The organism is Sulfurospirillum barnesii SES-3 (genome assembly GCF_000265295.1).
Classification (GTDB): Bacteria; Campylobacterota; Campylobacteria; order Campylobacterales; family Sulfurospirillaceae; genus Sulfurospirillum; species Sulfurospirillum barnesii.
Genome location: NC_018002.1, coordinates 2,177,822 through 2,191,885 on the forward strand (window position 1 = coordinate 2,177,822; position 14,064 = coordinate 2,191,885).

Genomic DNA, 14,064 nt, shown 5'->3' on the forward strand with positions numbered 1-14,064 from the left:
TTTACTTAAAAGATCACTCCAAAGAAACACCATTCTTCCGAGTCATCTCATGAGCAAAATATTTAAAAAGGTGAAAGAATATTAATTAGTTGATTAAAATAATATAAAATTTATATTTCGCGCAAATCGTAGCGATAAAAAAGGGGAAAAACGGGGGAAAACATACAATGACTCTCGATTTTTTCAAGAGTCATTGCAAAAAGAAGGAGTATTGTATAAAAACGTTAATTTTTAGAAGAACTTTCCATATGGGCTTTAAACATCACTTTGGGTTTACACTCTGCACAGCAATACAGTGTTCTAAGCTTCACTTCATCCCCCATAAAAAGAGGGGTCATGATGGCTGAAATTTTCTCCACGGCTTTGCGTGTCGCAAACTCTTTACCACACTCCACACAGGCAAACAGCTCATCGTGTGCCATAATGCGTTGTGAAAACCAGCTGGGTTTGAGATGAATTTCATCTTTTATTACATGTAAACAATCCTTCTCAGGACAGGTCGCTTCACAATAGCCACAATTGGTACAAATAGAAGCGTTAAAACGCAGACTATTGTCTTCAGGATGTGCCGTTAGAGCTCTTACGTTACAGGCTCCCACACAGCTTAAACACAAGGTACAGTTACTCTCATTGATTTTAATATCACCATAATGCACATGCTCACCTGTTTTGACCACACCCAAATCTTCGTCACCCACAAGATGTGCCAAACGTGCAGAAAAAACTTCACGCTTACGAAGTCCCTCTTCGTTGATGCCATAACAGCACTCAGGAATTGCCTCAAGGTTTTCAAAAATAGAGGCTAACTCGGTGGCATCTTCACACACATAAATGGCTTTTTTATGGTACTTTTTCTCAAATATTTCATTCAGGATGCGAATAACGTCCCCCGTACCTTTAGAAATAAAATCGGTGTAAAAAATGATGGGATTGCCACTGGTTTGAAGTAAATTGAGCAGATGCGCCTCATGCAAATACTTCTCACCCTCAATCATCAAAGGAAGTATACCCTCACGCAAAGGAATATCAATCAAGCCTAAGTCCATTTTATTGGGAATAATAAGCGCAATACGCTCTTTAAAATGGCTACTCAAATGCGTAAACGCAAGGCGTGGCATCTGGGTATAATCAAGTGCGCCACTAGGACACACACTCACACAACCCCCACAGCCATGACAATCAATGTGTGAAAAAACTAAATGCTTGGTTTCATCCTCTTTTAAAATAGCAACCGTTGGGCACACCTCCGCACACTTTCCACAAATCTCTTCTCGTCTCTCATGGTACTGGCAAATGGAAGGATCATAATTGATATAATTTTTGTAATGGTAAACGCCCGTATTTTCATGCAGTTTTTTTATTGCACCTGCTTTGCCAATTTTTAATGGATCATACACACCGCTTTGCTTCATCGCAAAAACAGGTGCATTCCACCAAAGAATCTGATCACACTCGAGTTCAAGAAGCTCTCCCTCTTTTTTAAGCGTTACATGTAAAGCACCAATATGCCCATTGACATCCAAAATAAGGGAAGGAGAAAGCAACATCACCGTATACCCCTCAGCCATAAGGGTAGTTTTTAAGGTTTCATGCTCACTCTCATCGGTAACAATTAATACCTTTTTATCCACCTCTTGGGTGTAATCCATATCTTGAGCAAAATCAAATCCCACAGAGCGAATCGCATACAATTTTGTTATATTGGCTATTTTCTGGGCAATACTATCACGTGATTTTTCAAGATAAAAGTTGATTTCAGGCGCATACATAACCGCCTTAACTTCAGGATGGTTGGAAACAAGGAAGTCTCTCTCACAGGGGCTTTTGACGACTTCTATCGTTTCATCAAGAGGAAAATCAATACCAACGGTATCGTAGAATACGTACTCTTTTTGCATGTGTGTCCATTAAGTGGTAAAATATAGTTTACCGAATTGTAAAATGATTTGGATTAAACAGTTCTTAATAATACAAAAAAACTCGTTATATATTATAAAAATATAACGAGTTTCGAAGCTTTTATTGCCTTAGCTTTCGTTAATCTTCTTCCGCTATAATGAAGCCTATTTCTTCTCAACAAGGTCGTCTATTTTGGTCAATAAAAATTTTCTGATTCTGAGCCTTACCCTACTTTTTTTTCTTATCTGCGGTGCTGTCTTTGCATACATCTCGCAAAAAAATGAAAAAAACACCATTGTACTGGGAACATCTTTGCCCTTAAGTGGTATCAATTCTGACCTTGGGAGCGATATTGTTATCGGGGCAAATACCTATTTTAGCCATATTAATGCCAGAGGTGGCGTTCAAAATAAAAAAATTCAACTCATCCAATACGATGACAAATATGAACCTGAAAATACCCTGCAAAATACACTCAAACTGATTCAAAAAGATGAAGCCTTTGCTCTTTTTGGTTTTGTTGGAACACCCACCGTTAAAAAAATTATGCCTCTGATTGCATACACACAAATTCCTTTTATTGCGCCTTATACAGGGGCTTCTTTTTTGCGCTCGAGTGAGCATGAAAATATTGTGAATTTTCGAAGCTCCTACGCACAAGAGATGGACGCTTTGGTGGAGTATTTACATGTACAAAAAAAGATTACAAAATTTGCTATTTTTTATCAAAACGATGATTACGGTGAAGAAGGATATGTGGCACTAGCACAAGCCCTTGCCAAACGTAACCTTCAGCTCAGCTCTGAGGGAACGTACAAACGCAACACCCTCTCCATCCGCCACGCTGTCCATGAAATTGAAACCACAAAACCTGAAGTGATTATTTTAGTAGGTGCGTACAAACCTACCGCACGTTTCATTGAAAAAGTCAAAAGCTCTTTTTCGTATCAACCGCTCTTTGCTCCTATCTCCTTTGTGAATGCTAATGCGCTGATGCATGAACTAAAAGACAATGGGGAGAATATTCTTTTTTCGCAAATTATTCCTGCGTGTGATGATTTTTATTCCAAAGAGAGTGGTGAATACCGTAAGCTTTTAGCCTTTTATTATCCCCATGCCAAACCCTCGTTGGTGTCGTTTGAGAGTTACCTTGCCGCAAAAACGGTGGTGCATGCTTTGCAAAATATTCATGGCTCCATTACCCGTGACAAATTTTTGTTTCACCTAAAAAATCTTAATGGCAACACCTTAGATAGCATTCCCCTTGCCTATCGTAATTCGCAAATGCTCAATCAAGTCTACCTTTCACAGTATGTGCAAGGAAAATTTGAAACTATCCAGAAGTATGAATACTAACATGAACCTTATTACGCTGATTAACCATAAATTAGAAACGATTAAATTTTCTAACAAAACGAAAATTCTTATTGTCATTATCTTAAGCGGTATTATGACCATTGGCTTTTTAATGTTTGTCTCTATTTTTGCTCTCAAATACGACTATGAGACCCTTTTTCAAAAGCACACCCAGCCGCAAGTGGATTTAGAAGAGATTAAAGATACATACCGTGTCAACATCAACGAAACCTTACGGGATATACAAGAACATCAAATAAGCCATGAAGATGCGATAGAAGTGATTCAACTCGCACAACACATTACCCATAAACAGTGGGAACGCTACCAATACTCTATCAGTCATCATATTGGAGGATTGCCCTATTTTGCAAGCCGCTGGTTAAGTTTTTTTATTGTAGGCCCTACACTGCCTGAAAAAACGCTCTTTCAGCAAGGAATCATTGAAAAAATCAACAGTAAAATGTACGACCTCGATCGCAAGATGAATACCATGCTTGATTTTCTTCACCACAAAACCCTTGAAAAAGAGATGTGGATTATTGATGAGATTATGCTAGAGACCAACTCGGTCAATATCTACCTCTCAAGCCTGATTACGACACATTTAAAACAATCCATCACAGAAAAGCAAATTAACGATAGGCTCTTTCAAACCAGTACGTTTATGCTTATTTTTCTTATTGGGCTCATCTTCTTTTTCATCTCTATGGTCCTTTTTATTATTATCAAACATTTTGAAAATCTCAACCACTACTTACAAGAGAATATCTCCCTTAAAACCAAAGAGCTACGCATGCTCAATGACTCACTAGAACAGCGTATTAAAAAAGAGGTGGAAAACAGCCGTAAAAAAGACAACATTATGTTTCAACAAGCCCGTCTTGCAAGTCTAGGAGAGATGCTTCAAAACATAGCCCATCAATGGAGGCAGCCGCTTGGCTCTTTGATGATGATTATTCAAAGTTTTGAGAGTAAATTTTTAGCCAAAAAACTGAGCGAAGAGTTTGTAACTAGCCGTGTGGCAGATGCGCAAATGCTCGCACAAAACATGTCCGATACCCTAGAGGATTTTCGTACCTTTTTTAATCCCAACAAAAGTAAAAAAGAGTGCTCTCTAAAAGACGTGGTTCAAAAATCCATTGAACTCTCAAAGTATCAATTAGAACGTGAAGAGATTCACTTACAATTTTTCATTAAAGAAGATTTACGCTTTTTTGCCTTTAAAAATGAGCTGATTCATGTCCTTTTAAACCTCATTGGAAATTCCAAAGATGTCCTCGCAACCAAAACGGAATTGGAGATGAAAATTATTCATATTATTGCCAGAGAGAGTCAAGATGCGATTTATGTCAATGTCATTGACAACGGAGGAGGCATAAAAAGTGATATTATTCCTAAAGTCTTTGATCCTTACTTTACAACCAAACACAAAAGTGTTGGCACAGGCATTGGACTGTTTATGTCAAAACAGATGGTTGAAAAACATATGAACGGCGAAATTACATGTAAAAATATTCGCCATAAATTGGGAACAAAAAAACTGTGGACGTGTGCAATGTTTACTATTACCATCCCTAAAAAAAATGACTCTACCTATGAGGATAACCATGAACAAGCGTAATTTTGAATTGCTAGGAAGCTTTAGCGTCCTTTACATTGAAGATGAGGCGGATTTGCGTAAACATACCACCTCCATTTTGGAAGATTTTGTCAAAATCATCTATCCTGTATCGAGCATTGATGAGGCCTTAGAGGTGATTAAAAATGAAAGAGTGGATGTGATTATTGCGGATATTCATTTGCGTCACAGCAATGGGCTGGATTTTTTACGTAAGCTCAAACAAGAATTAGAGTTAGAAATTCCCTCCATTGTCACCACTGCCTTTAGTGACACCGAGTACTTGCTTGATGCGATTAAATTACGTGTGGATAACTACCTCATTAAACCTGTGAACATCAAAGAGCTTTTAAACTCTCTGCACGATGTTCTGCTTCCTAAAATTCAAGCCAAAGAGATTGAGCGCTCCTATAACATCATCAAAACCATCTCCGCTGTGACCGATAGCAAGCAGGTGGAAATTATTCGTTTTATCATTAAAAATCTTGACCATGAAAATATGCTCAATTACTCGTACAGCGAAATCATGGAACAAGTTGATGTCAGTAAACCCACCGTGATTAAACTCTTTAAACAACTAGGCGATCAAGGTATTTTGACGAAGATTCAAAACAAAAAATACCACTTTAATGAAACAAACCTTCCCTTACCAGGAGATATATGAAGACCCTAAGAATGCTACCTAAAATTGATAAATGCCTCAGCCATCCACGCTTTGAGGGGTGCAATCCTGCGTTAGTCATGAAGCTAGCACGCACGCATATTGAAGCCTTGCGCGAGGCACTCTTAAACAAAGAAATTGAACACTTTGATGAAACGGCGTTGATGGAGGAGATCAAAACAGCCTACGATGCGCTTTTTGAGCCTTCGCTTAAACCGCTTATCAATGCCACAGGCGTTATTTTGCACACCAATATGGGCAGAAGCCTTATTTCTAAAACCTTGCTTGAACGTGCCAGTGCGGTCATTTGCAACTACTCAAACCTTGAGTACAATCTTGAAGAGGGGTGTCGAGGCGAACGCTATGAGCATGTAAGCGTACACCTTAAAACACTTTTGGGCGTAGAAGATGTGCTGGTGGTCAACAACAACGCATCGGCTGTTTTTCTCATTTTAAACACCTTTGCCAAACAAAAAGAAGTCGTCGTCTCACGAGGTGAATTGGTCGAAATTGGAGGGAGTTTTCGTATTCCTGAAGTGATGAAACACAGCGGTGCGCTTTTGTGCGAAGTGGGAGCAACCAATAAAACAAAAAAACGTGATTATGAAAACGCTATTAATGAAAACACGGTGATGCTTATGAAAGTGCACCAGTCCAACTTCTCCATTGAGGGGTTTAGTGAAGCGGTTGCGTATGAGGAGATTAAAGCGCTTGCAAGCCAACACGCCCTCTTAGACTACTATGACCTTGGCAGTGGCTATCTTCCAAAACTCCCTTACAATCTAGGAGTCCGTGAGCACTCCTTAGGCGAAATTCTTACATGTAATCCCTCCCTCATTAGTTTTAGTGGCGATAAACTCTTTGGCAGTGTGCAAGCAGGCATTATTGCAGGGCGTGCGGATTTGATTGAAAAACTCAAACAAAACCAACTCTTACGCATGCTTCGAGTCGATAAAATAACGCTCTGCCTTTTAGAAGAGAGCATTAAAGCCTACCTCAAAGAGGAGTGGGAGAGTATTCCTACCTTGTGGCTACTCTTTCGCAGTGTTGAAGAGCTCAGCCAAAGAGCCTTACATGTAAAAGAGGCGGTTGGCGAAAATAGCTGTGAAATCGTGCACAGTGACACCTATATGGGAGGCGGAACACTTCCTAATCGCAAGTTTCCTACCATTGCCTTACATGTAAAAGGAAAAGCGACCCTTTTGGAGAAAAAATTTCGTGAAAAATTGGTCATTGGGCGCATTGAAGAGGATAAATTTTTACTCGATTTTCGCACCATTCTTCCACAGAATGAATCGCATGTGATTGCCATCATTAAACAGATTATAGGACATTAAATGGAGTATAGTATTGTAGGAACCGCAGGTCATGTTGACCATGGAAAAACCGCACTCATCACTGCACTTACAGGCTTTGAGGGCGATAGCTTAGAAGAGGAAAAACGCCGAGGCATTACTATCAATCTAAGCTTTTCTTCCATGCAAAACGAAGCAAAAAACGTCGCTTTCATTGATGTTCCAGGACACGAAAAGCTTTTAAAAAACATGATTGCAGGGGCTTTTGGTTTTGATGCCAGCTTGGTGGTGGTTGATGCCAACGAGGGTCTTATGCCCCAAAGTAAAGAGCATTTAGAGATTTTAAATCTTTTACATGTAACAAATATTATCATCGCACTCACCAAAAAAGACCTTGCCAGCGATGCGGTCATAGAAGAGCGTAAATTTGAAATCATTGAGCATTTTAAAACCCTCAAAAACCTTCACTTAGTGGAGATTATTCCTGTGAGTATTTATGAGCCAAATTCTATTTTAAAACTTAAAAATGCCCTTTTCGCCCTCCCCATTATCCCTAAAAAAAGCAATGGACTCTTTCGCTACTATGTAGACAGAAGCTTCTCGATTGCAGGGGCAGGAACGGTGGTAACAGGAACCGTGCTCGATGGAAGCATTAAAGTGGGTGAGAAAATTTACGCCCCAGAACTTGAAAAAGAGTTCCTTATTCGTAACCTTCAAGTACACGACCACGATGTAGAATCTGCTTATGCGTCCCAGCGTACTGCCATCAACCTTCAAAGTGCTCAAAAAACCTCTTTTGAAAAAGGGGCACTCTTATGTAAAAAAGGCTACATACGAGGTTTTGATAGTGCCGACGTCTGGCTAGAGAGCATTGGTGGGCACAGCCTCAAACACAACAGCACTGTTATTGTGTATGTGGGAACCAAACAGGTGGAAGCACGTATTCTTTTTTACGAAACCGAAGAATCGGCTCCCTCTGGCTATGCCAAATTGCAATTTAAACAAACCCTCTTTTTAGTGCACGATGAGCCCTTTATTCTTTGTGCACGTGGTCGAACCATTGGAGGTGGACGTGTACTAAACCCCATCAACGACCCCATGAAAAAGAGACTCAAACTCGAGCTACTCAAAGCCCTTGATACCAAAGCGTATCAAAGAGCCTTTACTATTTTAGTCGGTATGCACAAACACGGATTTGGGCTTATCTCCTCCAACCAACGCTTTGGACTCAACCATGATGAGGCCATTGCTATTGCACGGGAGATGGAGCATGTTTTTGTCGATGAAAAAGGCTTAGTGCTTTACCCTCTTGAGGTAGAACACGAATTAGAAACCATTATTCGAGGAATTTATGCAAAAAACAGCTATGCCCTACTCTCTGCTACGTCTCTCTCCCTCAAACTCAAATGGGCAAGTGCGCTCTTTATTGAACATGTGCTTAAAAAACTCAGTACTGAGGGAATGCTCAGCTTTTTAAACGGTGTCTATAAAAATGCACATATTGACATTGACAACCTTGAAACACTCATTGAAGAGAGGATTTATGGCATTTTACAACAAGGTGAATTTACGCCAGATGCGCCTTATAATATCTACGATGATTTAGACATTGACCGTAAAATGGGCGATGATGCACTTAAAAGCCTCACCCGTGCTAAAAAAGTGGTACGCCTAGAACACAATCTTTTTGTGACAACAACAGCGCTCAGTGCGATGATGGCTCATGTACGCGAGATTATGCGCAAAGAAAACGGCATTGAGATTAAAAATTTTAAAGAACACTTCGATATGAGCCGAAAATACTTAGTCGCCTACCTTGATTACCTCGATAATTTTGACGATGTGAAAAAAGAGGGAAACCGTCGTGTTCTTCTCTAGGTTAGTGCCCGCTGCATTAACCTCTTTTTTCTCGCTGATGAAATTCGTGTATAATGGCATAAAATCATCAAAGGCTTTTTATGTCACACCACCCTACACTTTTAGCACAATTTCGCTCTTTTTACCGCCAAAATGCTCTGATGGACCTTGAGCGTGCCATCGAATACTTTAGCGTTTTTGGAGGTACTCACTGGAGTATTGATACCACGCAACCCCTACTCAAACTCATTGAGCATAAAATTTTAAAAAATTACCCTTACATTCACGTAGACATCACCAAACTCACCCACAGCAACAAACACGTCCATGCCATTTTAAGCGCTTGTGCCACGGGCGATAGACGGATATTTTCTTCGTTTAAACGTGCTCGACTAAGCCGTGAAGAGGGCAATGAAGCGCTTCATACACTTTTACGTAGTGGTCTGGTAGAGCGTGAGTATTCCCTAGAGAGACCCTTAAGAGAAGAGGATGACAACTCCGATAAACTCAACTTCAACGCTCCTTTTATGCGTTTTTGGTTTGCTTTTGTTTCGCCTTACTATAAGAGTATTAAAGAGAATGATTTTAGTGAAGTAAAAAAAGCATTTGAAAACCATCAGCACGCTTTTAGTAGCCTTATTTTTATACAACTCTCTCAGGCTTTTTTACAACAAAGTTTTATCGAAGATAGTATTGTAGAAGTTGGAAGCTATTGGGATAAAAACTGTGAAATTGATATTTTAGCCAAAACAAAATCAGGCAAACTCATCGCAGGTAGTTGCAAATACACCAATACCAAAGTGAAAAAATCCGAACTCTCAAGCCTAAGAGAAAAATGTGCGTTAGCAGAGTTCGAGCCTGATATGCTGGTGATCTTTAGCAAAAGTGGTTTTAGTGCCGAACTCAAAGCCCTTAAAAATGAAACACTCAAACTCTTTACATGTAAAAGCCTCAAACCCCTTGTTGAATCCATCCATGATAAAGAGATTCTCTCGTGTGTGGGGAAAAAATACTAAACACTTCTACCTTTTTTTGATTTATAATCTTTTATAAAAAATATAACTTTTTTTTTCAAGAGGTTTTACATGTAAAAACCTCTTCTTCCATTTTTAGGACTTCTAAACACTTTTTTTCTCTTAAAATCGGTGATAATGTATAATAAGTAACATATTCTCCTCTAAAAAAACTTTTTTTACATATCTCACATTAAATATCACATCTAGTTGTTAAAATTAAGCTTGAAATAAAAAAAGAACTTCAAATAGAGGAGATTTTCCATGAGTAAAGAGATGATGTCAAGACGTAATGCTCTAAAACTAGGTGCTTTAGGCGTAACAGGTGCGATGCTAAGTGCAACGAGCGCAATGGCAGCGGCCCCAACTGAAAAAGAAGTAAAATTTGACGAAGAATACGATGTAATCGTTATTGGTACAGGTTTTGCAGGATTGGCAGCTGCAGCAAAAGCGGCAGAGAGAGGCTTAAAAGTTTTAATTTTAGAAAAAATGGGTCGTGTGGGTGGAAACTCTGTTATTAACGGTGGTGCATTTGCCGTTCCAAATAACAAAGATCAAGCAGCATTTGGTATTCAAGATTCATCAGAATTGTTTATCAAAGATGCTCTAAAAGCGGGTCTTGGTATTAACCACGTTGAGATGCTAGAAGTCATTGGTAAACGTGCACAAGAGACTTTAGATTTTACCATTAAATGTGGTGCAACATACCAATTGGGTAAAAAACCCACATGGTTTGGTGGTCACTCAGTTAATAGAACCATTGTTACATCAAACATGAGTGGTTCTGCGATTATCCAACCTATGGCTGCTTTTGTTGAGAAATTGCCTGGTTGTAAATTAATGACACGTACAAAATTTGATGATTTTGTAATGAGTGCTGATGGTACAAGTGTTGTGGGTGTTACGGCTAGAACAAACTACCGCTTTGATAACAAACTCTTAAGCGATGATGTTGAAAACAAATCAGGTGAGAAAAAAGTCTATAAAGCGAAAAAAGGTGTTATTTTAGCAAGTGGTGGTTTTTCTATGGATAAAGTTTATAGACAACTTCAAGACCCACGTATTGTTCCTGATCAAGATGCAACCAACCATGATGGCGCAACCGCAGGTGCACTTCTTAAAGCCTTCCAAATTGGTGCAATGCCTGTGCATATTGACTGGATTCAACAAGGACCATGGGCAAGCCCAGATGAGAAAGGTTTTGGTGTAGCACCTCTTCTTACACAACAAGGTCTCTTTGTTAAAGGTGTTTGCGTAGATGTAAGAAACGGTAAGCGCTTTATGAATGAAATGGCTGATCGTAAAACCAGAGCAGATGCTCAATATGTCATCTTACACCAAGATCCAAAAGCATTCCCTGTAGCCATTGGTACGTATAACACCTTTGATGAGCAAATTTATGCAGCGGTTGAAAAAGGTCTTGCATCTGGCGTTATGAAAAAATTTGACACCCTTGATGCATTAGCAGCGAACTACAAAATCCCTGCCGATGCCCTTAAAGCAACCATTAAAAAATACAACGAAGATGCAAAAAATGGCGTTGAAGATGAATTCAAAAAACAATCCCTTAAAGATGTTGTAGGCAAAGAGGCGATTGAGATGAAAGGACCATTTTATGCGATTCGTACCGTTCCAAAACCTCACCATACAATGGGTGGTCTAAAAATCAATACCAAAGCACAAGTTATCTCAGGGAACACAAACAAACCAATCCCAGGCCTTTATGCAGCAGGAGAGGTCACAGGTGGAACACACGGTGCAAGTCGTTTAGGCAGTTGTGCGATTGCAGATTGTCTTGTATTTGGTATGGTAGCAGGAGAAAGTATCTAATCATGCGTAGCAAAAAAACTCTTTTTTCTATAGGAGTTTTTCTTCTTCTAAGCGCTATGTCTCTTATAGGCAGTGAGGCGGCAACTCCGTCTCCTGCAAAAGAGATACCAATAAGTGCTGAAATGAAAGAAAAGTTCCCTATAAAAGCACACCATGCAAAACTGTCACTCAAGTGTACAGATTGTCATGAGAATCAAGGCGACAACCCTGAGAATTTTAAATTGATTGGGGATGAGGGGTGTCTCTCCTGTCATAAATCAAAACAGTATTTGGCAGAGCGACTTAAATTTATGGATACATTACACGTCAATCCGCACAATTCCATTCACGATGGTCCAAAACTTTATTGTGATGAGTGTCACTTTGAACACCAAAAGTCAGACAATATGTGTTTAAGCTGTCACAGCAATGATGTGAAGCTATGGATGAGGGAGACACCATGATGAAAAAAATTCTTTTGTTTATCAAGAGCAAACTTTTTCTCTTTGGCGCAGCGGGTGTGTTCATTGGTCTTCTGTTCTCTCTTGCAATGTACGAGGGACTACATCGAACCAGTGACGATAAATTTTGTATCGTTTGTCATGAAATGGCACCTATGGTTGCAGCGTATCATACCGATGTACACGGTGGTGCTGGTAAAAGCGGTATGAAGGTGGCATGTGTTACCTGTCACTTACCACATGACAATGTTTTAAATTATATCTATACCAAAGCTAGAAACGGTGTGGTTGAGGGCGCGATTCACTTTTTTGGCAATCCTGATGCCATTGATTGGCATGCAAACCGTGCAAAACGTGACCATTTTGTAGTGGATGCGGGATGCATTAGTTGTCATACCAATTATCAAACCAATCCAAATATCAGTGAAAAAGGGATTAAAATGCATGCGCATTACGATAGCCTTAAAGACACTGAGAACAAAATTGGATGTGCTTCATGCCACGTTGAAGTGGGTCACCATGGTCTAAAAAGCTATCTTAACTATTACAAACCAGAGTATGAATTTTACAATGGCAAATTCGATAAGAAAAAAGAAGAGATAGAAAAAACCCTGATTGAAAAGTTGAAATAAGGCTAAACCATTGCTCATTGTATGGTCATTGTTTATAATACGATGGGCAAGGTTGATTGATTTTCTTGGCGAAAAAACCTTAACATAAAGGAAGAAATATGAAACTCGTTAAATTATCCCTTGCAGCGCTTATGAGTCTTAGCACCATGGCGTATGCAGCAGACACACTTGCTGATGCGTTTAAAAACGGTAAAGTCACAGGTGAGTTACGTTTTGTTTACACTGCAGGCTCAGAAACGGATGCTACGACACAAACCGCCCCTGTGAATAATGTCAATGTTGGTTCCGTCGCAGCTGAACTTAAATACGTCACCGATAGCTTGTATGGCTTTAAACTGGGTATGGCATTTCAATCGGCTCATGATTTAGGTTTTCACAAAAAAGATTATGATGGAACACCTGGCGGACAACCTGCTAGCGAAGATGATGAGCGTAACTCCGTCAGTACAACCCTTCTTTCAGAAGCGTACATTCAGTACACCTACTCAAAATCAAACATTATGATTGGTCGCCAAAAAATTAAAACACCCCTTATCATGACCAGTTCTGCCTTTGCTTTGGAAGACTCGTTTGATGCAGCCGTGTTAACCATCAATGAAATTCCAGATACCATGGTTAAACTCATGTACATTCAAGATTGGCAAATGCGTTATGGCAGTGATGCACGAAACACAGCAACCCAAAAAGATATGCACTTGAAAAAAGGTATCTATTCACTTTTCTTTGTCAATAAAAGCATTCAAGGCTTAACAGTTGACGGTCAGTACATGACAACCAATGAAAATGCACGCTTTTACGATGCCCCTGTATTTGTAGGTGCGGGAGGATATGACCAATACTACTTACAAGCAGAATACAAACTACCTATTAGCTTCCCTCTTTCATTAGCAATAACCTATGCGGGTGCTGATTATGATAGCCGTGTTTATTCTACTCCTGGTCCTACTAGTCAAGTGGGTGGTGATGATGCACGACTCTACGGGTTTAAAGCAAGTACTGAAATTTCAGGTGTAAAACTCAATGTTGCCTACACCACTATGGATGAAGAAGCAAACTTTCCAGGCACCTTAGGTCACGTTCCAGATACCATTGCTTATACCGATATGCTTACCAACAATGCTATTTTTGCAGGTGTGGATGCGTACTCCGTTGAAGCCATTTATGGTTTTGGAGTCCCTGGTCTTAGCACAGGTTTAAAATACGCACATTATGACCAAAGTACTAAAGGTATTGCTAACGCTGGCATGAACCTTGATGGTGCCGATGAAATTAACATCGACATCAAGTACGCTTTCAGTGGTGCACTTAAAGGTTTCTCAACACGTCTATGGGCAGGTTATGGTACGTATGATCATGTTTCTGGTGATATTTCCTTTATGGACGTTTTTACCTTAAATACAACTTCTGATTTTTATGCGCTGATAGGCTTTGCACCTTGTGTGTAAGGCCTATTGTTTTTT

The 14,064-nt window shown here is 39.6% G+C and carries 11 protein-coding genes; 10 read left to right on the forward strand and 1 reads right to left on the reverse strand.

The window, feature by feature from the left end; all coding sequences use genetic code 11:
- Positions 1-224: 224 nt before the first annotated feature.
- A complete protein-coding gene (locus tag SULBA_RS10960) occupies positions 225-1,898 on the reverse strand; it encodes a 4Fe-4S binding protein (RefSeq protein ID WP_014770357.1) in 1,674 nt (557 codons plus the stop codon).
- Positions 1,899-2,091: 193 nt separating this feature from the next.
- Between SULBA_RS10960 and SULBA_RS10965 the strand changes: the two genes are divergently transcribed.
- The 10 genes from SULBA_RS10965 (at position 2,092) to SULBA_RS11010 (ending at position 14,049) form a co-directional block, all read left to right on the forward strand.
- Entirely contained in the window at positions 2,092-3,255 is a 1,164-nt protein-coding gene (locus tag SULBA_RS10965; protein ID WP_014770358.1) for an ABC transporter substrate-binding protein, read from the forward strand.
- Positions 3,227-4,879, forward strand: coding sequence for a sensor histidine kinase (locus SULBA_RS10970; protein ID WP_245391410.1), 1,653 nt, complete (start codon positions 3,227-3,229; stop codon positions 4,877-4,879). The genes SULBA_RS10965 and SULBA_RS10970 overlap by 29 nt, the downstream gene beginning before the upstream one ends.
- On the forward strand, positions 4,866-5,540 hold the full coding sequence (locus SULBA_RS10975; protein WP_014770360.1) for a response regulator transcription factor: 675 nt from the start codon (positions 4,866-4,868) through the stop codon (positions 5,538-5,540). Before SULBA_RS10970 ends, SULBA_RS10975 begins: the two co-directional genes overlap by 14 nt.
- Positions 5,537-6,874, forward strand: a complete 1,338-nt coding sequence (gene selA, locus SULBA_RS10980) for an L-seryl-tRNA(Sec) selenium transferase (RefSeq protein ID WP_014770361.1) — start codon at positions 5,537-5,539, stop codon at positions 6,872-6,874. Before SULBA_RS10975 ends, selA begins: the two co-directional genes overlap by 4 nt.
- Entirely contained in the window at positions 6,875-8,710 is a 1,836-nt protein-coding gene (selB, locus tag SULBA_RS10985) for a selenocysteine-specific translation elongation factor (protein ID WP_014770362.1), read from the forward strand.
- 80 nt (positions 8,711-8,790) lie between these two features.
- Positions 8,791-9,705 (forward strand): DUF234 domain-containing protein, encoded by a 915-nt coding sequence (locus SULBA_RS10990; protein WP_014770363.1) that lies wholly within the window; start codon positions 8,791-8,793, stop codon positions 9,703-9,705.
- 261 nt (positions 9,706-9,966) lie between these two features.
- A complete protein-coding gene (locus SULBA_RS10995) occupies positions 9,967-11,532 on the forward strand; it encodes a flavocytochrome c (RefSeq protein ID WP_014770364.1) in 1,566 nt (521 codons plus the stop codon).
- A gap of 2 nt (positions 11,533-11,534) precedes the next feature.
- A complete protein-coding gene (locus tag SULBA_RS11000; RefSeq protein ID WP_014770365.1) occupies positions 11,535-11,975 on the forward strand; it encodes a cytochrome c3 family protein in 441 nt (146 codons plus the stop codon).
- Positions 11,972-12,604 carry a cytochrome c3 family protein gene (locus tag SULBA_RS11005; RefSeq protein WP_014770366.1) on the forward strand — a complete coding sequence of 211 codons (633 nt, stop codon included), beginning with the start codon at positions 11,972-11,974 and terminating at the stop codon, positions 12,602-12,604. The genes SULBA_RS11000 and SULBA_RS11005 overlap by 4 nt, the downstream gene beginning before the upstream one ends.
- Positions 12,605-12,702: 98 nt before the next feature.
- Entirely contained in the window at positions 12,703-14,049 is a 1,347-nt protein-coding gene (locus SULBA_RS11010; RefSeq protein WP_014770367.1) for an OprD family outer membrane porin, read from the forward strand.
- The last annotated feature ends 15 nt before the right edge of the window (positions 14,050-14,064 follow it).

What these genes read in the sequence shown, in the direction of transcription:
- SULBA_RS10960 (WP_014770357.1), bottom strand. Translation starts at nt 1,898, where the DNA reads ATGCAAAAAGAGTACGTATTCTACGATACCGTTGGTATTGATTTTCCT.
- SULBA_RS10975 (WP_014770360.1), top strand. Translation starts at nt 4,866, where the DNA reads ATGAACAAGCGTAATTTTGAATTGCTAGGAAGCTTTAGCGTCCTTTAC.
- selA (WP_014770361.1), top strand. Translation starts at nt 5,537, where the DNA reads ATGAAGACCCTAAGAATGCTACCTAAAATTGATAAATGCCTCAGCCAT.
- selB (WP_014770362.1), top strand. Translation starts at nt 6,875, where the DNA reads ATGGAGTATAGTATTGTAGGAACCGCAGGTCATGTTGACCATGGAAAA.
- SULBA_RS10990 (WP_014770363.1), top strand. Translation starts at nt 8,791, where the DNA reads ATGTCACACCACCCTACACTTTTAGCACAATTTCGCTCTTTTTACCGC.
- SULBA_RS10995 (WP_014770364.1), top strand. Translation starts at nt 9,967, where the DNA reads ATGAGTAAAGAGATGATGTCAAGACGTAATGCTCTAAAACTAGGTGCT.
- SULBA_RS11000 (WP_014770365.1), top strand. Translation starts at nt 11,535, where the DNA reads ATGCGTAGCAAAAAAACTCTTTTTTCTATAGGAGTTTTTCTTCTTCTA.
- SULBA_RS11005 (WP_014770366.1), top strand. Translation starts at nt 11,972, where the DNA reads ATGATGAAAAAAATTCTTTTGTTTATCAAGAGCAAACTTTTTCTCTTT.
- SULBA_RS11010 (WP_014770367.1), top strand. Translation starts at nt 12,703, where the DNA reads ATGAAACTCGTTAAATTATCCCTTGCAGCGCTTATGAGTCTTAGCACC.